17 protein-coding genes are annotated in these 21,674 nt (G+C 67.7%); 15 read left to right on the plus strand and 2 right to left on the minus strand.

Annotated features, from left to right (window positions below; all coding sequences use genetic code 11):
* Positions 1-148 precede the first annotated feature (148 nt).
* The 10 genes from ACIBEA_RS14340 to ACIBEA_RS14385 all read left to right on the plus strand — a co-directional run bounded on the left by ACIBEA_RS14340 (position 149) and on the right by ACIBEA_RS14385 (position 12,769).
* Complete coding sequence (locus ACIBEA_RS14340) at positions 149-1,018, plus strand: IS1634 family transposase (RefSeq protein WP_399260550.1); 870 nt, start codon at positions 149-151, stop codon at positions 1,016-1,018.
* 2 nt (positions 1,019-1,020) lie between these two features.
* The gene (locus ACIBEA_RS14345; protein ID WP_399260553.1) at positions 1,021-1,749 is read left to right on the plus strand and encodes a hypothetical protein; all 729 of its coding nucleotides are present in this window, start codon (positions 1,021-1,023) and stop codon (positions 1,747-1,749) included.
* 345 nt (positions 1,750-2,094) lie between these two features.
* The gene (locus tag ACIBEA_RS14350; protein WP_399260554.1) at positions 2,095-2,367 is read left to right on the plus strand and encodes a hypothetical protein; all 273 of its coding nucleotides are present in this window, start codon (positions 2,095-2,097) and stop codon (positions 2,365-2,367) included.
* 166 nt (positions 2,368-2,533) lie between these two features.
* Entirely contained in the window at positions 2,534-4,711 is a 2,178-nt protein-coding gene (locus ACIBEA_RS14355) for a hypothetical protein (protein ID WP_399260556.1), read from the plus strand.
* Between the two features lie 365 nt (positions 4,712-5,076).
* Complete coding sequence (locus ACIBEA_RS14360) at positions 5,077-5,604, plus strand: GNAT family N-acetyltransferase (RefSeq protein ID WP_399260558.1); 528 nt, start codon at positions 5,077-5,079, stop codon at positions 5,602-5,604.
* Between the two features lie 286 nt (positions 5,605-5,890).
* Positions 5,891-8,626 (plus strand): Helicase associated domain protein, encoded by a 2,736-nt coding sequence (locus ACIBEA_RS14365; protein ID WP_399260561.1) that lies wholly within the window; start codon positions 5,891-5,893, stop codon positions 8,624-8,626.
* Positions 8,627-8,800: 174 nt separating this feature from the next.
* On the plus strand, positions 8,801-9,379 hold the full coding sequence (locus ACIBEA_RS14370; protein WP_399260563.1) for a hypothetical protein: 579 nt from the start codon (positions 8,801-8,803) through the stop codon (positions 9,377-9,379).
* 573 nt (positions 9,380-9,952) lie between these two features.
* Entirely contained in the window at positions 9,953-10,471 is a 519-nt protein-coding gene (locus ACIBEA_RS14375) for a hypothetical protein (RefSeq protein ID WP_399260564.1), read from the plus strand.
* Positions 10,472-10,618: 147 nt separating this feature from the next.
* Complete coding sequence (locus ACIBEA_RS14380; protein WP_399260566.1) at positions 10,619-11,854, plus strand: MAB_1171c family putative transporter; 1,236 nt, start codon at positions 10,619-10,621, stop codon at positions 11,852-11,854.
* 285 nt (positions 11,855-12,139) lie between these two features.
* A complete protein-coding gene (locus ACIBEA_RS14385) occupies positions 12,140-12,769 on the plus strand; it encodes an HAD-IA family hydrolase (protein WP_397733583.1) in 630 nt (209 codons plus the stop codon).
* A 466-nt stretch (positions 12,770-13,235) separates the two neighbouring features.
* Here the strand turns inward: ACIBEA_RS14385 and ACIBEA_RS14390 are convergent, their stop codons facing one another.
* The gene (locus ACIBEA_RS14390) at positions 13,236-14,132 is read right to left on the minus strand and encodes a helix-turn-helix domain-containing protein (RefSeq protein ID WP_399260568.1); all 897 of its coding nucleotides are present in this window, start codon (positions 14,130-14,132) and stop codon (positions 13,236-13,238) included.
* An 824-nt stretch (positions 14,133-14,956) separates the two neighbouring features.
* Here ACIBEA_RS14390 and ACIBEA_RS14395 point away from each other — a divergent pair.
* From ACIBEA_RS14395 to ACIBEA_RS14415, 5 genes are all read left to right on the plus strand, one after another.
* Positions 14,957-15,277, plus strand: coding sequence for a transcriptional regulator (locus ACIBEA_RS14395; protein WP_399260571.1), 321 nt, complete (start codon positions 14,957-14,959; stop codon positions 15,275-15,277).
* Complete coding sequence (locus ACIBEA_RS14400; RefSeq protein WP_399260572.1) at positions 15,277-16,329, plus strand: hypothetical protein; 1,053 nt, start codon at positions 15,277-15,279, stop codon at positions 16,327-16,329. Before ACIBEA_RS14395 ends, ACIBEA_RS14400 begins: the two co-directional genes overlap by 1 nt.
* Positions 16,326-17,063: an ATP-binding protein gene (locus ACIBEA_RS14405; protein WP_399260574.1), complete on the plus strand. Its 738-nt coding sequence runs from the start codon at positions 16,326-16,328 to the stop codon at positions 17,061-17,063. The genes ACIBEA_RS14400 and ACIBEA_RS14405 overlap by 4 nt, the downstream gene beginning before the upstream one ends.
* A gap of 144 nt (positions 17,064-17,207) precedes the next feature.
* Positions 17,208-17,804, plus strand: a complete 597-nt coding sequence (locus ACIBEA_RS14410) for a WhiB family transcriptional regulator (RefSeq protein ID WP_399260576.1) — start codon at positions 17,208-17,210, stop codon at positions 17,802-17,804.
* Positions 17,801-18,964: a DUF2637 domain-containing protein gene (locus tag ACIBEA_RS14415; RefSeq protein ID WP_399260578.1), complete on the plus strand. Its 1,164-nt coding sequence runs from the start codon at positions 17,801-17,803 to the stop codon at positions 18,962-18,964. The genes ACIBEA_RS14410 and ACIBEA_RS14415 overlap by 4 nt, the downstream gene beginning before the upstream one ends.
* A gap of 484 nt (positions 18,965-19,448) precedes the next feature.
* On the opposite strand, the gene ltrA is transcribed toward ACIBEA_RS14415, so the two are convergent.
* A complete protein-coding gene (ltrA, locus tag ACIBEA_RS14420) occupies positions 19,449-21,245 on the minus strand; it encodes a group II intron reverse transcriptase/maturase (protein ID WP_399260581.1) in 1,797 nt (598 codons plus the stop codon).
* Positions 21,246-21,674 lie beyond the last annotated feature (429 nt).

Genomic DNA, 21,674 nt, shown 5'->3' on the forward strand with positions numbered 1-21,674 from the left:
GTACTTCGCGGGTCGTTGATTCGTATGGTGTGACCGGTCCGGGAGTGTCCCTGATCGGTGGTGTGGCGTTGGTCCGGGTGTGTCGATGACTTCCCGGTCCCCGCGGCCACGGTCCCAGCGTCAGCGCCTTGAAGTTGTGGTGACGTCCGTGGTGGAAAAGCGTCTGGGCGCTCTGCCTGTCGCTGCCGAGTTTCTGCGCCGGCTGGATGTGGCCGGGGTCGTCGACGAGGTGTGTCCGGGCGGCGCGAGCTCCCATCTGACGCACGGGCAGGTCATCGAGGCGCTGGTGGCCAACCGGCTGACCTCGCCCGCACCGCTGGTGCGGGTCGGGGACTGGGCCCGCACCTGGGCGGTGGAGGAGGTCTTCGGCATCACACCGGACCTGCTCAACGACGACCGTCTGGCCCGCGCCCTGGACGCGATCGCCCCGAAGCTGGAGGTCATCGCGGGCACCGTCGGTGCCCGGGCGATCGCCGAGTTCGGGATCGACGTCTCCCGGCTGCACTGGGACATGACCAGCATGTCCGTCCATGGCGCCTTCCCCGCTGGAGACCAGGACGAGCAGTACCCGCTCATCGCCTGCAACGGGCATCCCAAGGACCGGCGCCTGGACCTGAAACAGGTCCAGGCCGGGCTCGCGGTGTCCGCCGACGGCGGCATCCCCGTGCACTCCCGGGTCTTCAGCGGCGCCGCGGCCGAAGTCAGCCAGGTCGTCGGAGCGATGAACGACCTCAAAGCGATGGCCGGCACCCACGAGTTCCTGATGGTCGCCGACTCCAAGCTGGTGTCCTACTCCAACATCACCGCCCTGTTGGAGGCCGGGGTGGAGTTCATCGCGCCCGTCCCGGCCGCTCAGATCAAGGACGACGTCTACGCGGTCCTGGACCCTGAGCGGGCCGAGACCGTCGACTGGGTGCCCGGGCGGGACGAGAGGAAACCGGAGCCGGAACGGGAGACATACCGCGTCCTGGAGGACCTTCACACGCTGACCGGCCGCCGCAAGAGCGACCGCCGCTGACCGTGCGCCGGATCCTGGTCCATTCCACCGCCGTCGCGGCCGGCCAGCAGGCGGCCCGGGCCAAACGACTGGCCAAAGCCGCCGAAGACCTCGACAAGCTCACCGCCGCGGCGGGCGGACGGCACTACAAGACCCGGGAGAAGATCGTCGCCCGGATCGGCGTCGTCACGGCCAAACGCCGCGTCACCTCCTGCCTGCGCTGGCACATCACCGCCGACGAACACGGCACCCCCGGCCTCACCTGGCACTTCGATCAGGACGTACTCAAGGCCGAAGCAGCCGTCGACGGCTGGTACGCACTCATCACCAGCGTCCCGGCCAACAAGGCCGACCCGGCCCAGGTACTGATCCATTACAAAGGCCAGGGCGCGGTCGAACGGCGTTACCACGACTTCAAGGGCCCCCTCGCGGTCGCACCGGTCTTCGTGCAGCACAACCGGCGCGTCGCCGCGCTGATCCAGGTGATCTGCCTGGCCCTGCTCGTCTTCTGTCTGATCGAGCGGCAGGTCAGACGCGCTCTGGGCCCCGACGAGACCATGGCCGGCCTCTACCCGGACAACCGCCGGGTCCGTCCCACCGGCCGGATGATCCTCTACCACCTCGGCGAACTCACCCTGCGGATCGGCAACGTCACCGACCCGCCAACCGTCCAGATCAACCGCGGCGTCCAACTCCACCTCCTCGACCTCCTCGACACCGACATCACACAAACCCGCTGGCCACAGACCTGAAACGGTCACCCGCGAAGTACGGGTCTAGTGTGCCGCGCCGGAGATCCGACGAAGAACTCCTGAGGGCCCCGTGGCGGGCAGCACAGCGAACACATCTGCCGCAGGGGACTTCTCCGCCGAACCTCGCTGGACTTCTTCGACGAACTTGCGGCGCAGGACACTAGCGATCCAGCAAGGCGTCGTGCCGTCGTTCAGCCACCGGCCGGTGGCCGGCAGACGCGGTGCCGCCATCCGCCGCCCTTCCCATGACGCCGCGACCCTGCCGGGGACCTGATGACCGCCCACCGGAGCTCGAGTTGGCCGTTTCCAGGGTGGAGCCCATAGCCTGTCGGTAGGTTGATGATCGTGGACACGCAGATACCCGACTCGCCGGCCGCCCGAGTGCTGGCTCTGCTGAACGAGGTCGACCGGCTGCGCGACGAGAGCCGGTACGAAGACGCGTTCTGGACCGCGCAAGAAGCCCTGGAGGCCATGCCAGCCGACAGCTCAGTGAAGTCGCAAGAGTTCGAGGAACTCCAGCTCGTCGCCTGGCTCAAGCGCGATCACTGCCAGGACCAGTGGACTGAACAGCTCCGCCATCACCGCAGGCCAGAACATCCGATTTCCGGCCCGACATAGCGAGGTCCGCAGGCCCTGCCTCGTGCGCGCCCGATCCCGCGCGGTCTCTTCTCGGCCGGATGGGGCACTGCGTGGCGCGGGCTGCACTACCACCCGGGCCGAGCACGACAGGCCACGGCGCAGCACGGCACTAGGGTGACGTCGAGGCGAGCGAAAGGGATCCGCAATGCGCGCGCATGAGCACGGGTCTGTGGAACTGCCGGGGGGACCGACCAACGCCGAAGGGCGAGCCGTCAACGAGGCCCTGCTCGGTGCCCTGATGGCGGCGGCGATCAAGGGTTGCACCGAATGCGTGGACCGGCGGCTGGACGAGATCGCCGGTGAGCCGGCCTGCCTTGCACGCTTGGTGGAGGTGACCCGGCTGACCACGCTGCGTCTGCACCGCGGGGAGATCCCCGGGTTCATGACGGACGATGACGACACGTTCGGTCCCGCCGCGCCGGAGCTCAAGCGTCTGGTGCGGGCCGCTACCGCCGCCGAACCCTTGACCGAGGTGTGCGAGCAGCTGACGATCACCGAGCGTCGGGCCGCGGCCGAGTACGCCATCGAGCTGCTCGTCGGCGCGTTGACGCTCGCAAACTCGACCGGACTCGATGACGCGGAGACACTGGCACAGATGTGCTGCGCGATCAGTGCCCTGCTCGTCGAGTGGTGGTTCACGACCGTGCCGATGGCCGCCAGGGAGTTCACCGAGACGTGGCGGCGGTGGGCGTTCGGACACCGGGAGGCTGGTCTGCCGGGCAACGGCGTCCAGGCAGTCGCGCTGCTGTTGGGAGCCGTGCTCCACGACCAGGCGCTCCAGGACCGGGTGCCCGTCGAGAAGCTCCGTACCCTGGTCTTCACGCGCACGCTGCCCTCGCTCCAGGAGCCGGAGCGCGCCGCTGGCATTCTGAGCGCGTTCGCGGCACCGCCCGACACCGACGACATCACCGTGCCCGTCAAGCGCTTCGCCCGGAGCAACCCCGCCTTCCTCGCGGAGATGTGCCTTCTTGCCCGGCACACACTCACCGTTCACGCCGAGAACTGCCCCCACGGCCTGCGCGAGACGAACCACGAGTGCACCCTCGCCCACCGGGCACCCGCTCTGGCCGGCGACACACAGACCTTGGTTGCCGCGCCAACCCCCGAGGAAGGCCAGCGCGTGGCCCTGCCCCGCATCGGGTACAGCGAGGACGAACCTGTTGAGGGCGCCCCCGACGGATACGGCGCCGACCACACCTGGCAGATCAACGTCGCCCGGATCCTGCTGAAGCGCTTCGACGCCAGCATCGCCCGCTGGAACGAGAACATCTCCGAGGACTCCTCCATCAGCGAGCCGAACTACCAGCACGAGACCGGCCTGGAGGCGTTGGCATGCCCCGCCTGCGGCAGCCGGGCGTCCTTCCTCGCCGAAGGACGTTGGGACGATCCCCTCACGCTGCACTGCCGTTGCGGCGTCACCCTGATGTCGCCCGTTGACGCCGGCCCCGAGGACCTGGGCCGCCGCCTCCTCAAGCGGCTCATCCTGTGCGAGGCGGACCCCGCCTACGCGGCCCGCCGCCTGATGCAGCCGCTCGCCGAGTACCGGGAGCGCGAACACCAAGCCCGAACCGGCAGCTGGTATCGCGGCCTGGACGGCGAGGACGTTGCCCTCGTCGAGGCCGTCGACCTCAGCAACAACGATCTTGTGCAGGCATTGACGGCGGCTCTGCAGCCGAAGCTGCCCGAGCGCCATGGCGGCCGCACACTGACCCTGCTCCTGCTCCAGGTCCTGTACTCGCTGTCCGCCCCGGCCGTACGCGACAGCCAGGACGGCCAAAACCTGACCGACGCAGTACGCACCCTCGTGGCCGATCTACAGGAGGAAAGCGCACGCTGGGCGCCGACCCGGCAGCCACTCCTAGACCGGCTCCAGGCATGGCGCGCTGAGGGCGGCCCGCAGATGTGGCAGGAAGCATGGGACCGAACCCTTGAGGTGGCCGGCCACCGCTTCAAGCGCAACCGGGTCGGTGACGGTCGGCTCAGCGACGGCTGCGCCGGCCTCACCCTCGCCCTGTACCTCCTGGCCCGAGAGACGGAAAGCGCCATCGAACAGATCGGCATCGACGACGTCCGCGGCCTGCTGTCCGCCGACAGCCAGGACGATGCGACCGTCCGCACCGAGGACGTGCCGCAGCAGTGGGGCGCACGGCTCCAGGCGCTCGGCCACGACCTCGACGCCACCGACGATCCCATCGCCCGGTTGTGGCGCCACCTAGCCACCGACCGTTCCACCGGTACGTTCGGCGACCGCCAAGGGCCCGCCCTGGCAGTCAGTCTCGACGCCCTCATCGGCCCGCGCTCCTGCTACGCCATCCGCTTCTGAAGGTCCGCCACCACGGTCACCACGACCCGCCCCATCGATCCCCAGGAGTCGTCCGTCGCGCAAATCATGGCCGACTCTCCCGTGGACCGTGCGCGCCATCGTCCACGACTTTCCCGCCCTCGGTCGCGCCACCGGTGAAGGCCAGGCCCGCATCAACGTCTTTGCCCTCACCGGCCCGGGCACTGCGGTCACCCGAGCGTTCTCCCCCGCGACCGTGTGCCGGAGGCCCCCGCGTGGGGCTCGGCCACCACCCCGCTCGCCCCGCACCTTGTGCGCCACCACCTGGTCCGGCGCCAGCGGATCAGATCGGGTCTGCACGGCGAGATTATGCGAGACGCATCAGGTGCACCGTCAAGAATGGCGTCATGGACCATCGGATCGAAGTGCCTGAGCCTGACGATGCCGCCTCGGTGGGGCGGATGCAGTTGAGGGCTTGGCTCCAGACGTACCCCAACGAAGCCGCGGGGATCGATGAGGCGTGGATCCGCGAGCACCGAGGGGTCGCTGTCACCACGGAGGGCATTGCCCAGTGGCGCACGTTCATTGAGAACGCCGTACGGCAGCCAGATCTGCTGTTTTGCCGTGTCGTCCGTTCCGGGGCGGAGGTCGTCGGCATCCTTTGCGGCCGCCGAGATGAGATTGTCACCCTCGGGCCGATGTATCTCGTGAACGAAGCCCAAGGCCAAGGTACCGGCGATCGGCTGATGAACGAATTCCTGCCTTGGGTGAACGGCGCTTCCACACACCTGTGGGTGACCGACTACAACAGAAGGGCGATCCGCTTCTACGAACGGTACGGATTCAGGACCACAGGCGAGCGCGAGCTCTGGCGATCCAAGTTGCCCAATGTGCGTATGGTCCGTGAGTCACTACTGAGCGACAAAGTCGTCTAAAACGTCGAGCGAATTGGGCAAGTTCACCAGAGGCAGGGACCGGATCGACTAAGACGGCACACATGCTGAGATCCAATCCATCCGGGTTGGAGGCGGAGTCTGTCTCATCGGACCAGTCGGCTCCGACTTCCTGCCGCGGGCCACCGCAACGCCGGATAAGCCAGCCGCACCCGAGCGGGTGCACCCGTACGCTTCCTGCCGGAGCACACGAAGCGACGGCAGCCCGAGGCATGCTCGCCTGGGCGGGCGCCTCGTGAACGTCACGAGCAGTGGACAAGGGGGATGCGTGGTGGGCGAGTTGTGGCCGCACCAGGTAGAAGCGGTCGACGCGGTGCTGTCGGCGATCGGCCGGGGCGGTCGCACGAGCCTGATCGCGGCGTGCGGAACGGGCAAGACCCGTATCGGCGGCGCCGTGGGTTCCCGCCTGGAGTCCGAGGGCCGGGTGCTGGTCGTCGTACCGACGATCGAGCTGCTGGTGCAGACCCTCAACGCCTACCGCCTCGTACGGGGAGGGCACCTGGGCGGCGCGGTCGCGGTATGCAGTGACACCACGATCGCCGAGATGCAGCTGCTGGAGGGCGAGCCGGACGTGGTGGTGACCACGACCGCGGACGTCCTCGCCTCCGCTGCGGTCGGCCGCAACCGGGTGACGGTGCTGTCCACGTACGCGTCGCTGCCGGTCATCGCCGATGCCCACGCCCACCACGGCCTGGCGGCCTGGGATCTGGCCGTCATCGACGAAGCACACCGGACCACCGGGAAGGCGTCGGGACCCTGGAAGATCATCCACCACGATGCGCGGATTCCGGCCGAGCGGCGCCTGTACATGACCGCGACCCCTCGGGTGGCGACCACCAGCGGTGACGCGGTGGTGTCGATGGACGACCCGCAGATCTTCGGTGATGTCTCGTACCGGCTGCCGTTCTCCCGCGCGATCAACATGGGCCTGCTCGCCGACTACCGGGTCATCGTGCCGGTCGTCACCGACAAGGAGGTCCACCAGCTCACCGCGGACGAGAACCTCGCGCTGCGCCTGGGCGCCGCGTCCCTGCAACCCGCGACCGTGGCCGGCCAGATCGCCGTGCTACGCACGATGTCGGAGTACGGGGTACGGCGGGCAATCAGCTACCACCACCGCGTCGCCGACGCCCGCACCTGGGCCTCCGCACTGCCTGCCACCGCGTCCCTGATGCCCAACCCCGTCGAGGTCTGGGCCGGGCACGTCTCGGGCGCCCAACTCCCCCACCTGCGCCGCCGTGTCCTGGACCGGCTCGCCGAACCCGGCGAGGAACTCGCCGTGATCAGCAACGCCCGGGTCCTCAACGAAGGCGTCGACGTCCCCGCGGTCGACGCCGTCGTCTTCTCCCGGCCCCGCCGATCGGCCATCGACACCGTTCAGGCTGTCGGGCGGGCACTGCGCACCGGGGGCCGGCGCGACAAGGTCGCCACCATCGTCATCCCGCTCCTCCTCGCCGAGGGCGAGAGCCCCGAGGCCGCCCTGGAGGGCAGCGAGTGGGAGCCGGTCTGGCAGGTACTGCGCGCGCTGCGCGACCACGACGACCGGCTGGACGACGAACTGCGGCTGCGCCGGCGGGAAGTCGGCGAGGGCCGCCCGTTCGAAATCCTCGCCCGGGAACACAAACTGCCGACCTGGCTGACAGTCGCCGGAATCGACGTACCCGACTCCTTCGCACGGTCCATTCTGATCAGGGCCGTCCGCGCCACGACCCCCACCTGGGAGGAGTTCTACGGCGCTGCCTGCGCCTACCGGAAGGTCCACGGCAACGCCGACATCCCGCTGACGTGGATCACCGCTGAAGAACTGCGCCTGGGCGACTGGCTGCGTCGCCAGCGCGTGGCGTACAACGCCGGTGACCTGTCCGAGGAGCGCGCCGCCCTCCTGGAGGAGCTCGGGATCGTCTGGGACCAGTTGGAGGAGTCCTGGATGAACACCTTCGAAGACGTCAAACGCCGCGCCGCGCAGCAGGGCCACTTCGCCTTCGACGAGCACGAGGTCACCGCGCGTGGTGTCGTGCTGCTCCACTGGTGCACGGCGCAGCGTTCCCGGCACCGGGCGGGCAAGGTCCCCGAGCGGCGCATCGCCCTTTTGGACGCGATCGGCTTTCCGTGGGATGCGGCGCAGGACCGGTGGATGCGCCGATACAACGAACTGCAGACACTTCACAGCCGGCGCGGCACCCTGCTGCGGCTGCCTGTTGCCACGCCGGAGGCGACGTGGCTTGAGGGGCAGCGGGCCCTGTTCCGCAACGGCCGGCTCGCTCCCTGGCAGCTCCGGCGGCTCGCGGAGGTCGGCATCGACTTCCGGGACCGGCGCGAGGTGACGTGGGACAACACCTACGAGGAGATCAAGGCGTTCCACGCGGAGGAAGGCCACTGGGTCGTCCCGATGGACCTCGTCTCGGTCGATGGCGTCAAGGTCGCGCTGTGGGCCCGCTCGCAGCGCGGCAGCAGGAGGCAGGGCACCCTGGAGGAGCGGAAGGTGGCCCTGCTCGACAAGATCGGCTTCCCTTGGGATCCCGCGCAAGAGCGCTGGGATGCCCGATGCGTCGAGCTGAAGAAGTTCCACGCGACGCAAGGACACATCAACCTGCCCCCAGGCCAGTTGCGGTCGTGGCTCTACCAGCAGCGCAAGAAGAGGCGCCAAGGCGCTCTCACCCAGGAAGCAGCCCAGCGCCTGAGCTTCATCGATCCGCTCTGGTACGACGAACAGGCCTCTCTCATCAGCGCAAGGACCCGGGGATTCTTCCGGCTCACGGACGCCTCGTGGAACGCGGTGAAGGAGGCCCTCCCCGTGCGCGGCGGCGAGGTGTGGGAGAACAGCGACCATCGCGCCGTCGTGGAGGCGATCCTCTGGAAGCTCGGCACCGGCGCCCGCTGGGACGATCTCGCTCTGGCCGCCGGCTCCCCCGTCACTGTGGCCAGCTGGTACTACGAATGGGAGAAGAGCGGCCTGTGGCAGGAGATTTCACGGCGGGCTAAGGTCCGGGGACGTCACCTCTGACCGCGCCGTACGCCCTGCCCTCCCTCTAGGCTCTGTCCGGCGGTTGCCAGCGCACACGAGTCACTCGGACGGGTGGCGAGCAGCGGCGCGCGGCCGGGAGGCCCCTGCACGCGGGCCAACGACGGCGTCATACCGGCATGGGAGGCTCTACCAGGAGTGAAGGGGAAGACCACGATGACGCAGGCCCACGACCGCAGGACAGCGGCCGGCCTTCTGGGCGGTGTCGCGGTGTGCACCGTCCTGACTCTCACCACCGGCCACCTCCTGCCCGCGGTCGCGGCCGGTGGGATGCTCGTCGGCGCGCTGATGACCTACCGCCGGACCATCGAGCCACGCCCCTACTGGTACTGGCCCGCGTGGCTGACCGGCGCGGCGGTGGCCCTGCTTCTCGCCGCAGCCTCCGAGGAAGCGGCCCGACTCGTGCTCGTGCCGCTGGCCGCCTCCGAGACCCTCGTCGGTATGGCCCTCTTCGCGCTGTGGCGTCGCCGCCGGCACGGCCGCGGCGACTGGATCGTCTGGCTCCCGGAGACCGGTGTCGTCCTGCGCCGGGAGTGGAGCCGCCGGGCCGCGATCCACTGGGCGCAGACGGAAAGGCGCGACACGCGATGCGCGATCAGCCGCATCGACGAGTTCCCCGCAGCCGCCGACGCCGTTCCGGTCTATCCATACCGCGACCAGCCGGGCATCGCAGCCCCTCGCCCCGTCGACCAGGTCGCCATCGTTGTCCACGCGATCTACCCGGGCCGCCGCTGATCGCCGAAGGTGTTGGGATCGCGGTGGACGAGACGGCGATCAGAGGGCCATGGCAAGGGCAGCGACACAAGCCGGGAACCCCCGGAATAGGACTCACCTCGGTGAGGTCGAAGCCCTTTGCGACCTGACCGGCCGAGCGGTCACCCGCCGGCATAGATCGACGATCTCGGCGTTGAACGCCAGCGTAAACAAGCGACGTGAGCGCGGCTTCTCCTTCCCCTCGCTCTCCATGATGGAGATCATCCTTCCGGGGCCAGAGCCCGTGATCTCCGATGTCCGTCAAATTGGATCAAGCCCGGTCCGAATTTTCGATCTTGCCACCGGGATGGTGCGCCTATTGCGCTTTGGTGACCTTCATAACAGGCTCGGCCTGTGCGGCCCTCGCTTTCCGCCTAGTACGATCAGCGCGTCGGCTGGATGCGCCGCCCGGCCACCGCACACCTCAAGTGCGAGCCCCTGGCCACTAGCGTCCCGCAAGCGGATATCGGGATCGGGGACCGACAGCGGAAACCCCAGTGGTACCTCAAGGGAGCAACTATGCGCTGGCGTCGGGACCCTTCACGGCGCGCTCTCGTGAAGGAGTGCGAGAAGCTGCTCGCCGATCTACCTGTCCCCGTTCCCTTCAGCGTCGAGGCGCTGGTGCGGAATATGGAAAATGCGCTGAGTCGTCAGATTCGCCTGGTGCCAATGGATGATCCTGATGGGGGCTTGGGCACCGCATGTGGCCTTCGGGTCAAAGCGCCGGAGTTCACGATCATCCTCTACCGCCGCCGTTCAAGTCGCTGCCAGACCGAGCACATTATCCTCCATGAGCTCGCGCACGAGTGGCTGGACCACGGAACTAACCTGACGGCTGCCGAGATTGAGCGATACGTACCTGAACACATCCGCGAGGAAGTTCTTCGGCGCTTCCCAACGACTCTGGTCCAAGGGCGCGTGAATTTCGATAGCCCCGAGGAAAAACGGGCCGAGCTTTCGGCATCGCTGATAAAGCGGTTGGCGCGCCGTCAGCCGATCGGGGGAGACGACATGGTCAGCCTCCTTGAATCCTCACTTTCTCATCCCGTTGCTCCACCGCGGCGCCGAGTCTAACCGCGAGTGACCGGCGTTCACCAAGGCGGAGTTTCCGGCTTGGTGATTTAGCCACCACGCAGTCCACCTACCGTCAATCGCGGCTGTGGTCAGCCGGCCTTCCGGGTTGGCGAGGATCCAGCCAGCCCGTAGATATGTACTGGTTACGTGTTCGATTTCTTCAAATACCTGACTGCGGTAGTGATGACCGTCATCGCCGTCTGGCGATTCCCGGCAGTTCGGTACGCCGATGCTCATCGCCGGGCCCTCTGGGGTGGCTACGCCGGATTCGCCGTAGCCCTATGCCTCTACACGCCAGCAGCGATGCGTGCGGTGGATCGAATCCCCGTAGTCGATCTGAGTGCCCTGCTCCGACACTTCGCCAGCACTGCCGCCATCATCGCAGCCTTGACTTACGTCGCAACCAGCTACGGGAAGAGCTCGGAGACCGTCGCACCCCGGCACGTCGCGGTCTCGCGCTGGATCGCCCGCGCATCCTATAAAGCAGGTGCAGTAGGCGTGATCCTGCTCACGATCCTATTCTTCACCGTGCTGGACCGCACCACACCGAGCCATAGCTTCCTAATCGATCATGCTGGGGAGTGGGGAGCTGCGGTCTACATGACCGTTTTCTACTTCTTCCCATTCATCACGACTGCGGTTTGTGGCTACCAATGGACCAGAGCGGCACGACAGGCTGAGAGCACCAGCATGCGCGTTGGGCTGGGCTTGATGGGGGTCTCGATGTGGATGGGCCTGGTCCACACAGTGGCCCGTGTCGCCATCCTCTGGGGAGCGGTGATGTTCCCCCTAAGTTCCTCCATGGTGGAGCTTCTTGTAGACGCCACAGCAGTATGGATGAACCTGCTGTTCCTGATCGTTGCGGTGGGCGCGAGCATTCCCACTACCCGCGCGGCCGCTGCCCGCTGGAAGACGTGGTGCACCCTATACAGGATCTATCCGCTCTGGTTTGACCTGGTGGAAGCCTTTCCGGGGACGAGCCTGTACCCGCCTGGATCGCGTATGGCGGAACTCATCCACATGCGCGTCCCCAGCGACGTTCGCCTGGACCGCTGGACTCAGGACATTGCCGATGCCTGCGAAAAGCTGCGGTATTACGCCCCGAAAGAATTGTTGTTCGCTGCAGAGGACATGACTGCCTCACATGCCGACCCCGAGCCGGCCGCGGAAGCGTACTGGATCAAGGCCGCGCTCCAAGCCGCTGATACCGCACAAGCCAGTCGGTACGCCGTCGGCCCCCTGAAAGCGAAGCCGTTCGTTGATACCGATAGCGAAGCGGCCTGGCTAACGCGTGTGAGTACGGTCTACTCGCACATAAGCACGACTCAGGCCCGGACGCTTCTCGAGCATTCTGAAGAGGCAGAAATCGGACCTACCCAATAGCTCGCGATTGGGATGCAGGCCGAGTTCTCGGTTCAGAGTGCCTTGCCCGGCTCACGGCTCTATGCGGCATAGCGATCTTGAATGGCGGGCCGGTTAGTGACATTAAGCACGAACGACTGTGTGAACACGGCTGGTACCGTGGGTTCCGCGGACTGATAGGTCTTGCTCCGCCCCGTAAGTGCACCCTGGCCTGCGACGCACAGATGCTGCCGTCGCCACACGTAGCCGGGTCGCGACGCTGTCCGGTCTGGAAGGCGTCCAAAGTCTCAGCAATGGAGTTCCCGCATGTCCAACCGCACCGGCCTCATCCTCGATTTCGGAGGCGTGCTCACCACGCCCCTGCTGCCGGTGGTGCTCGCCTTCGAGCAGCGTGAAGGGCTTCCCCAGGGTGCGTGCATCTCCGCGCTGTACCAGGACGAAGAGGGCGTCCGGATCACCAGCGATCTCGAGCGCGGAGCGGTGAGCCAGACCGAGTGGAACGAGATCGCGGGCAAGAAGCTGGGCGTCTCTTCCGACAACCTGATGGGCCGGATCTTCGGTGGCCTGCGTCCTGAGCCGCTGCTGATCAACGCGGCCGCCGCGGCGAGGCGAGCCGGTATCAAGGTGGGCATCCTGTCCAACTCCGTGGGGCTCGCCCCTTGGGACCTGTATGACGGCTATGAGCTCGAGAAGCTGTACGACGCCGTGGTGATCTCCGAGCACTACCAGATGCGTAAGCCTGACGCGGAGCTCTTCGAGGCCGCGCTCAAGCTCATGGACCTGCCCGCCGAGCAGTGCGTCTTTGTCGACGACACCGAAGCGTACGTTCAGGCAGCAGAGCAGCTCGGCCTCGCAGGGGTGCACAACAAGGACCCCAAGCAGACGGTAGCCGACCTCTCGAACCTGCTCGGCGTAGACCTCACCGCAGCGCCGTAGCGAGTCGCCGCGAGTGCAGCCGGCCGGCTGCACTCGGGCGCTGCCAGCGGCCTGCAGATCCGCCAGTGTCGTCAGCTCGCGGCCGTGGGGCAGCAAGCTCGCCCAGGACTTCGATCTCCGACCGCCCCGACGAGCACATGCGGCAGCAGTGCATGCCGAACAGCCGAGAACGACCAGGTGCCCGTCACGGGCGTTGGCATACCGTTTTCACGAACAACAACGGGACTACGACGTTGCACCGACTTATCGGGGCGACCTCGTAGTCCCGTTTTTGCTGTCGGCACCAGCCCGGCTGTGGAATAGCTGCGGGACCTGCCTGGTCTGCGCGCAGCCGGCCCTCGACACCAGGCGCCGAGTCCGCGGAGCGAAGATACCGCGGAGCCCTGCCTTCGAGAGCCGCCTGTTGGTATTGGCGCCGACGCTGAGCTGCTGCACACGAGCCCAGCGAACCTGATGGCAGGCGGCGTTACTCCCCGCCCACGTCTGGCAGCTTGTGCTTCAGCTCCCCAACAACCTCGTTGATCTTGGCCATCATTTCCGCAGACAGGCCCGTTTGATTACCGCGGGCGGCCAAGCCGAGGATCTGCCCTCGGTGAATCGAGCCAAGAAAGCGAATCGCTTCCAAGAAGTCGCGGGCCGCAGGGTTGACCTCGGCGTCGTCCTGGAAGAGGGCGGCGTCGACCTGGAGGGCATGGGCTAGCCCGGCACGCACTACGTCGGAAGCGTCGGTTGTGGCCCCCGTACGGAGCGCGACAATATCGTCGGCTGTGACGGTCGCCACGCCCGCATGCTCGTTGACGGCCCGTGCCATTTCCTCGTCAGACGGGGGCTCCTGGCCCACATACCCGTACTGCAGGAGGTAGTTGATCTTTTCCTCGATCGTGCGGGGTGCGGACGTCCGCTCGTCATCCGAGGACGTATCGCGAAGCCCGAACGAGCGGTCCTGCGCTGCCCGCAGCTCGTCTTCGGTTACCCCGTAGGCCTTCGCGAGTGGCGGCACGTAGGCATCGCTGAGCCTGCGCCGGCCGGATTCGGCGTTGCTCAGTGGCACGCGGCTCGCGTTGATGATCTCGGCGGCCTGTGCCTTGCTGAGGCCGGCGTCGCAGCGTAGGAGCTGCAAATCCGGTGGGCCGTCGTGGGGGAAAAGGACATCGAGTGGCTGGTCGAGCGCTGCGGCAATCCCGGGGAGCTTCTCGCCCTTGGGGAACTCCTGGCCACTCTCCCACCGCGCGACGGCCGGGCCGCTGACACCCACCAGCTCGCCCAGCTGCTTCTGGCTGAGATCCCTGCCCCGTCGGACAGCGCGTACGCGACTGCCATCGAACTGACGTGGGGGCACATGAACTCCTGCGGTGGCGGTCAAGACAATCGGGCGACGTCTAGACCACTGTAATCCAGGCTTGATACATCCGCGCAACTAACGTACGTTCCTGTATCGGGCCTGCTGGTCGGGGCGCCACATCCCTCTATGGTGCCAGCTCTTCTGCCGAGGCATGCCCCTTGGGGCATCGCCCGAAGCATGAAGTGGCCGAATCCTGCCACCACCGAAGTGCCCTGAATACAGCTGGACCCAGCCGACTTTCCCAAGGGGGACCCAATGAGTTTGCGTCGTCACCACCACTTGCGCAACGCACGCCCAGATTCGGTATCCAGTTGTTGCCGGCGGCGGGGCCACGGGGCCGCTTGTGTCCTAGCGAGTGCGAGGCGGCGGCGCTCGGGCAGCTGGTGCGTCGGCGACCACGCCGGAATCTGCTGACCTCGAGGAAGGCCCTAGACGCGGCGGGGCCGACCGCACTCCCCAAAGCCGTGCGCGGGGGCTTTGCCCTGGTCACAGGGGTACTGCGCCGCAGTACGCGGGTTCTAGAGCTATGTCTAGACCTTGCGCGGGGGTCCGCATAGCTTGTTGCCGAACCCGCCGGGCACGAGCCCGAAGGGACGCCAGACCAGGGGGAGGATCCGTGAGGACGCAGCACGAGCCGCACGAAAGCAGCGGCTAGGGATACAGAAACGGCGCCGGAGAGCAGCAACTCCCGACGCCGACTGTGCAGCGCAGGAAAAACAGCAACTCCTAGCGCCGAGCGCAGATCACCTCGGGCTCCAGCAAGAGCCCTTGAGGTCACCTACCTACACCGCACCGGCCCCCTTTCCACGGAACACGGTGCGGATCACTTCACGGGAGAGTCTCGCATGTCCACACCCCTGCGCGAAAGGCCGCCGGTCGAGGCCAGCGCGGAACCGCCGACCGTTCGGTCCCGCATGCTCGCGCAACGCCTGGAGCGGATGCTGCCGCAGGCCGCCCAGGTCCGCGTCAAGCTGATGGACGGCCGGACCGCCTGGCCGCACCTCGACGTCCGGGCCACGAACGCCACCGGGGACGCCGTGCGGATCAGCCGGACCCAGGCACATGTCGCGGCCCGCTGGATCATCCGCTGCCACCCGGGCGCCGACTGGGCCCTCGCGCGGACCTTCGATCTCCGCACCGGCTCCCTGGGCGGGGGTGCTGCCTGATGGCGCGCATCCGGACCATCAAGCCGGAGTGGTTCCAGTCGGAGGCCCTCGCCAAGGTCAGCCTCCACGCCGAGCGCACCTTCCTCGGTCTCATCAGCCACGCCGACGACTCGGGGCGCCACAAGGACCTCGCGTCCCTCATCACCGGACACGTCTGGATGGTGCGTGGGGACCCCGACGTCACCGCCGTGGAGCAGGACCTCGACGCGCTGGCCGGCGTCGGTGTCGTCTGCCGCTACATCGGATGCGACGGCAAGCCGAATCTGCACCTGGTGTCGTGGGAGAAGCACCAGCGTATCGACAAGCGCTCCGCCTCCCGGCTGTCGCGCTGCCCGCTCCACCAGCAGCACCTGCAGTGCGGGGGCTGTGACTCGGACCGCTGCCCGCAGGCCGAGCGGCGCCACCCGGAACCGACTCCGCGAATCCTCCCGGAGGCCTCCGGGAAGCCTCCCGGAGGCCTCGATCCCCGGGTTTCCATCGGATCCGAGGCGGCCCTGTACCCGCGGGACATCGTCGGGGACGCGCTGCTCGCACCCGAGGCGGAGCCGTCCGCGCCGCCCGCCCAGCCGACTCTGGTCAGCTTCAAAACCGCAGGTCAGACGCTTCTCCGGGAGCCCTCCGGGAACACTCCCGGAAGGCTCCGGGAGGGGGCTGCGTCTGGATCTAGGATCTTGGATCCTGGATCTTCCCTTACGGGGCGCGAGGCGCCCGCGCCGGTCACTCCCCCTGGTTCTGTCTCCGCCAAGGAGCTGGTGGCCGAGTACGTGACCGAATGCGGGCAGCGCCCGCCGCAGAAGGTCCTGGGACACCTGGGCCGGGAGATCAAGGCCCTGCTCGACGAGGGCTTCGATCCGGACGCGGTGCGAACCGCTCTCGGGCAGCTGCGGGCCAAGGGGCTGAACCCCTCCACCCTCGCCAGCCTGGTGAACGCGGTCGTCAACAGCTCGTCCTCCGCCTCCGGCGCGGGGCCCTGGGCCAGCGCTTCATCCGCCAGCACGCCCTACTTCAACACCACCGCCCCCGCCCCCACGACCTTCGGAGTGAGCCTGTGACCCGCACCGCCCTCAGGGAGCCCCTGCAGGCCGGCGAGCACCCGCTCGTCGCCCGGTGGCGGGACAAGCTGACCGAACGCGGCATCGACTTCGACGGACCGCAGATGTCTGACGGGCTGGACCTCCGGCCCGCCCTCGATGCCGCGCAGGCCCGGATCCCGTTCGACTACCAGGACGCCGAGGCCGACCACCCGGTCGTCGCGGCCTGGGTGGCGAAGGTCGCCGCGACTGCGGTCGCCGACAACCGCGGTGGCCGAGGCCGCCGGGCCATCAGCCACGGCCCCTCCCTGCTGCTGTGGGGGCCGACAGGAACCGGCAAGACCCGGCAGGCGTACGGGGCCATCCGGGCGCTGACGGCGGCTGGATGCGGTGTGGCCTGGGAAGCGGTCTTCACCGCGAACCTCTACGCGGAGATGCGGCCCCGGCCGGGCGTGGACCCGGAGTGGATGCTGCGCCGCTACATGCGGGCGCCGGTGCTGCTGCTGGACGACCTCGGGCTGCCCAAGCACACGCCCTGGAACGAGGAGTTGACCGGGCGGTTGCTGAACTACCGGGCCGAGCGGCACCTGCCGACGATCGTCACCACGAACCTGCCGCCGGTCAGTACGCCGGGCATGCCCGCTCAGCACGAAGTACTGCGCGACAAGATCGGCGACCGTGTCCTATCGCGGCTGTCCGGCATGTGCGTCCAGGTCGAACTCAACGGGCCGGACCGCCGCTACCTGCGGGCCTGACCCTCTCCTCACCCCGAACACACGGCGCGGCCTCTGCCCCCGCGCCCCTGCCCGCCTCACCGCCTGGACCCGCCACGCCACCCCGCCGCTGCCGCCGGGGACGTGGTGACCGCGCGCCGGCCGTGAGGCACATCGGAGAACCCCATGCACTACAGCACCACCCCCACCACGCTGGCCAACGCCCTGCGCGGCATCGCCGACCACAGCTGGTACGAGCGCGCTCTCTGCTACGGCATGGATATCAAGGAGGCCGACAAGACCTTCTTCCCCGAGGCCAGCGCTACCGATGACATCGAGCGGGCCAAGATGATCTGCGGCCACTGCCCGGTGCGACAGGAGTGCTTCAACGCCGCCATGGACACCAAAAGTCGCTTTGGGATCCGGGCGGGCCTGACTGAATCCGAGCGCAGCGAGTACCACAAGAAGGCCTCCGAGCGCCTGGACTACCAGCGCGTCGAGGCCGTCTTCCAGGGACGCGACGTCGCCCTGTCCACAACCGAGCGCAACCACGTCATCCGGAAGGCCGTCCAGCTCGGGTGGAGCATCGAGAGGGTGGGCAAGCTGCTGCGCACCGAGCACGACTACACCCGCAAGCTGATGAACAAGCAGCGGGAGGCCATCGCCACAGAGCAGAAGAAGGCGGCCAAGGAGCAAGCGGCTGCCCTCACGAACGCCGAAGTGGTCAACAGCCCCAAGGCCGCGGTTCCCTCCCTGGTCGTCGACTTCAGGACGGCTGCGTGACCAACCCCGCAATGAGGGTCGCGCCGGTGAGCGCGTGGGACCGGATGGCGATCGTCGCACTGGGCACCGCTGGCTGCGCCCTGTCGTACGACGCGCTCCAGCAGATGGCGGTCGCCATCCACGTCCGCGGGTTCCTGACCTACCTCTTCCCGCTCGTGGTCGACGGGTTCATCGCGTACGGCGTCCGCGCCCTGCTCGTGCTGGCCTCCGCCCCGCTGCGCGCCCGGCTCTACGTGTGGACGCTTTTCGGCACCGCGACCGCGGCCAGTATCTGGGCCAACGCCCTCCACGCGGTCCGGCTGAACCAGCAGACCGTCCTCGCCAGCGGGCTGCGCCTGGGCGACACAGTCGTCGCGGTGCTGTCCACCCTCGCCCCACTGGCCCTCGCCGGCGCGGTCCACCTGTACATCCTCATCACCCGCCACCAGGTCGGCAGTTCCCCCCGGACCAACGAGGCGGACCAGCGGACCAAGATGGACCCCGATCACGCGGCACCCTCGGAGCGACATGTCTGCTCCGTGCAGGACCACCAGTCCGGTCCGGACCAGCAGCGGCCAAGAGAAGCAGACACCGCGGACCGGACCAACGGGGGTGCCGGACCGGGCTCCAGCCAAGGAGTCGAACCCGGCCTTTCCAACTGCCTGAGCGGCGGTCAGCCAGCGGCCCCCGGACCAGGAGACGACCGGGCACCCAGCGAGCCGCCTCGGACCGACCTCGGGGCAGATTCCGAGCCGCCTTCGAATCGAACCAGCTTCGCCGCAGGTCACGCCGAGGACCAGCGCGGGCCGGACCAGGCCTCGGGACCACACCCCGCCGGACCAACCCCGGACCAGACCCCCGGACCACACCCCGCCGGACCAACCCCGGACCAGACCCCCGGACCACACCCCGCCGGACCAACCCCGGACCAGACCCCCGGACCACCGGCCGATCCCGTGCCGCTGGAGGTGCTGCTCCCCATCGCGCGTGAAGCCGCGCTCGCCGGTGGACGGATGACTCGCCGGGTGATCGGCCCCTACCTGCGCGAGAAGAACCTCCCGATCGGAAACGAGAGGTTCGCCGAGCTCCAGGAAGTGCTGTACCGGGATCCGGCGCTCTCCCACCTCCCCCGCCCGAAGCGGAGCACGACCGTGGCAAAGGAACGCCTCGCACGCGGCTGAGTCTCCAAAGATGCAGGTCAGTGCCCTGCGGACTCGATCTCCACGCGGTGGCCCGCCCTGCTAGGCGGGCCACCGCCCCCACAGACACCGAATGGAGCCGGCCTTGCCCCGCCCACCCGCACCCCACAGCCGCCCGAGTGGCCGACGATGCCGAGGCCTACGCCTGGGCGGAAGTCCTGCTCCGCCACGGACACCTCCACGCCGCAATGCCCACGCCCACCGGGCAGTGGCTCGTCCAGGACCACCCCGACGCACCCGTCCGAGTGCTGTCCGGCCCGAGTGCGTTGGTCGAGGTAGCGGCCGACATTCAGCGCCACATCCGCCGTACGAGGACCCGCAGATCATGACGAACCCGATCAGTCCCCCGCCCAGCTCCACGGGGCAGCCGGTCACCAACCCGACCCAAGGGCGGTCGGGTAGCCGGAGCACATCGCTGTGCCCCGGCCCCCTCAGAACCGGACGTGCGGCTTTCACCGCATCCGGCTCAAGCAAGCCGCGAGGGCTCCGTGGGACGGATACTTACGGTCCGATTTCCGTCGTTTGCATGATGCTGACGATGGCAATCGGCATGCACAAGGCTGAGGTTGGCTCGTTCATCCGTACCGCCGCTCCTCCGGTAAACGAGGTGGTGCTTGTGGAGCACCTTCCTCGACGCCGCGAACCAGTCCATCCACTCGCGCAGATTGTCCGGCTCGTATTCGGCTCCGTCGATCAACGCCTGACGGCAGAGGGGACACACGCCCTTCTGCCGTGCCGCCAGGTACAAGCTGGTCTTGTCCATCGGCGGCGGCGCTTTGATGCGGCGACGCGCCCGCCAGTAGCCGGTCAGGGCCGGATCGTCCGGAGACGACGCCCCTTTGACCGCGTTATGCCGGGCGTAACGGGTCCAGGCGAACTTCTGGAGGTAGGCCCCACTGTGGTGGTCGCCGAATACCCAGTTGTCCCGTCTGGCCTTGTTGAACCGGCCGAAATAGTGGCGTTTGATCCACAGGCCCGAGCAGTTCTCGTGGCCGCGTTTCGCCCACTTGTAGAGCAGCGTGAACATGTAGAAGTCCATCGAGCAGAACACTCGATGCGACGCCCCGCTCCGGTAGTAGGCCGTCCAACCCCGCACAATCGGGTTGAACTTGCCCACGACCGCCCCGGATGGCCCGCCCCGAAGAGCGCGCATTTCGGTCCGAAGCCGCTTACGGAGCTTGTTGCACGCCTCTCTACTCGGCCTGATGACCAGCTTCTCCCCGTGCTTCTTCACGGAGAAGCCCAGGAAGTCGAACCCCTCGCCGAGGTGCACGACCTTGGTCTTCGCCTCGTTGAAGCGAAGACCCCTGGGCGCAAGCCAGTTCACCAAATCCTCTTTGGCCCGGATTGCCTCCTCCTTGCTGTGGCACATGACCACGAAGTCGTCGGCATACCGGATCAACACGGGAGTTCCAGCAACGACACAGAATTCACGCCCTCTGCGCCCGTCACGCCGGGCTCCCGCGGCCTCTTCCATCCCGTGCAGCGCGATGTTCAGCAGCAGCGGACTGATGACGCCGCCCTGAGGAGTCCCCTCCTCGGTCGGCGCCCAGCGTCCGCCCTCCATCACGCCGGCCCGCAGCCATGCCCGGATCAGGTCCCTGGCAGGGAACTGCCCGATCATGGCGGTCAGGTGGTCGTGACTGATGCGGTCGAACGCGCCTTCCAGATCCGCGTCCAGCACCCACAGGCGCTTGGCCAGCCTGCCCCTGCCAAAGGAGCGGATGGCCGCCATCGCGTCCTGGCAGCCGCGTCCGGGCCTGAAACCGTAAGATTTCGGCTCGAACCGCGCCTCCCACTCGGGCTCCAGCGCGTTCTTCACGCGAGCCTGGAGCACCCGGTCACGAATGACCGGAATACCGAGCGGGCGCTGCTTCCCGTTCGCCTTCGGGATGTACACGCGCCGGACCGGCTGGGCTCTCCACGGGACCTGCGACCGATGGCTCTCGGCCGCCAGTCTGGCCCTCCCCGCAGGGGTGAGGACCGTTTCCCCGTCGATTCCAGCAGTCCGGCGACCCTTGCTCTGCTGGGTCACCCGCTTCACGCTCACGAGCGTGTTGCTACGGCTTCTCAGCATGAGCTTTTGCAAGTTGCGGACCCTTTTCAGGTCCCCGTCCTGCGTCGCCTTGAAGATCCGCTGCCTCAGCCGCCGTACGTTCTCCTCGCACTCGGCCCAGTCGATGCTGTGCCATGCGAGTTTCCCGCCCTCCGGTCCGTTCGCCTCGGACGCGCGGGCAGTTCCTCCTGCCACTGTGGTGCTCATACGCGTCTCCGGCATCCAACTTGTCCTTCGGTTCCGGTGTCTTTGCGTTGGGGCTTCAAAGGCTCACCTGATCCACGTGGGCGCCCTTTCGGGCCGGGCCACTCGGGTCCGTATCCGGCGGGTTATGGCGGACGGCGGGTGGAGAATGCCACCGCCCGGTTTTCCCTGGCCTTTCGACCTACCGGCCTTCGCTTCTTGGATCATCCTGTTCCTGCTGGGGAGTTGGGCCTTCCTTGCGGTCGGCTTACCGGACATATCCGGACCCCATCAGGGTTTCCGTGTTCCGCACGCAGAAGATGCGGCTGGGGTGGGCGCCCCCTCTACCCCGTGGCCAGCGGTGTCTCACTACCGGTGTTGCTTGCACCGGAAGCCGCCTGTGCCTTGCAGCACCGGGCCCTACCCTGCCGAAATCCAATCATCGCAGGGGTC

Origin of the sequence: Streptomyces sp. NPDC051555 (assembly GCF_044454405.1) — a bacterium.
Lineage (GTDB): Bacteria > Actinomycetota > Actinomycetes > Streptomycetales > Streptomycetaceae > Streptomyces.

Bases quoted from the DNA above. Each gene is read 5' to 3' on its own strand.
- ACIBEA_RS14355 (WP_399260556.1), top strand. From the start codon at position 2,534: ATGCGCGCGCATGAGCACGGGTCTGTGGAACTGCCGGGGGGACCGACC.
- ACIBEA_RS14360 (WP_399260558.1), top strand. From the start codon at position 5,077: ATGGACCATCGGATCGAAGTGCCTGAGCCTGACGATGCCGCCTCGGTG.
- ACIBEA_RS14370 (WP_399260563.1), top strand. From the start codon at position 8,801: ATGACGCAGGCCCACGACCGCAGGACAGCGGCCGGCCTTCTGGGCGGT.
- ACIBEA_RS14385 (WP_397733583.1), top strand. From the start codon at position 12,140: ATGTCCAACCGCACCGGCCTCATCCTCGATTTCGGAGGCGTGCTCACC.
- ACIBEA_RS14395 (WP_399260571.1), top strand. From the start codon at position 14,957: ATGTCCACACCCCTGCGCGAAAGGCCGCCGGTCGAGGCCAGCGCGGAA.
- ACIBEA_RS14400 (WP_399260572.1), top strand. From the start codon at position 15,277: ATGGCGCGCATCCGGACCATCAAGCCGGAGTGGTTCCAGTCGGAGGCC.
- ACIBEA_RS14410 (WP_399260576.1), top strand. From the start codon at position 17,208: ATGCACTACAGCACCACCCCCACCACGCTGGCCAACGCCCTGCGCGGC.
- ltrA (WP_399260581.1), bottom strand. From the start codon at position 21,245: ATGAGCACCACAGTGGCAGGAGGAACTGCCCGCGCGTCCGAGGCGAAC.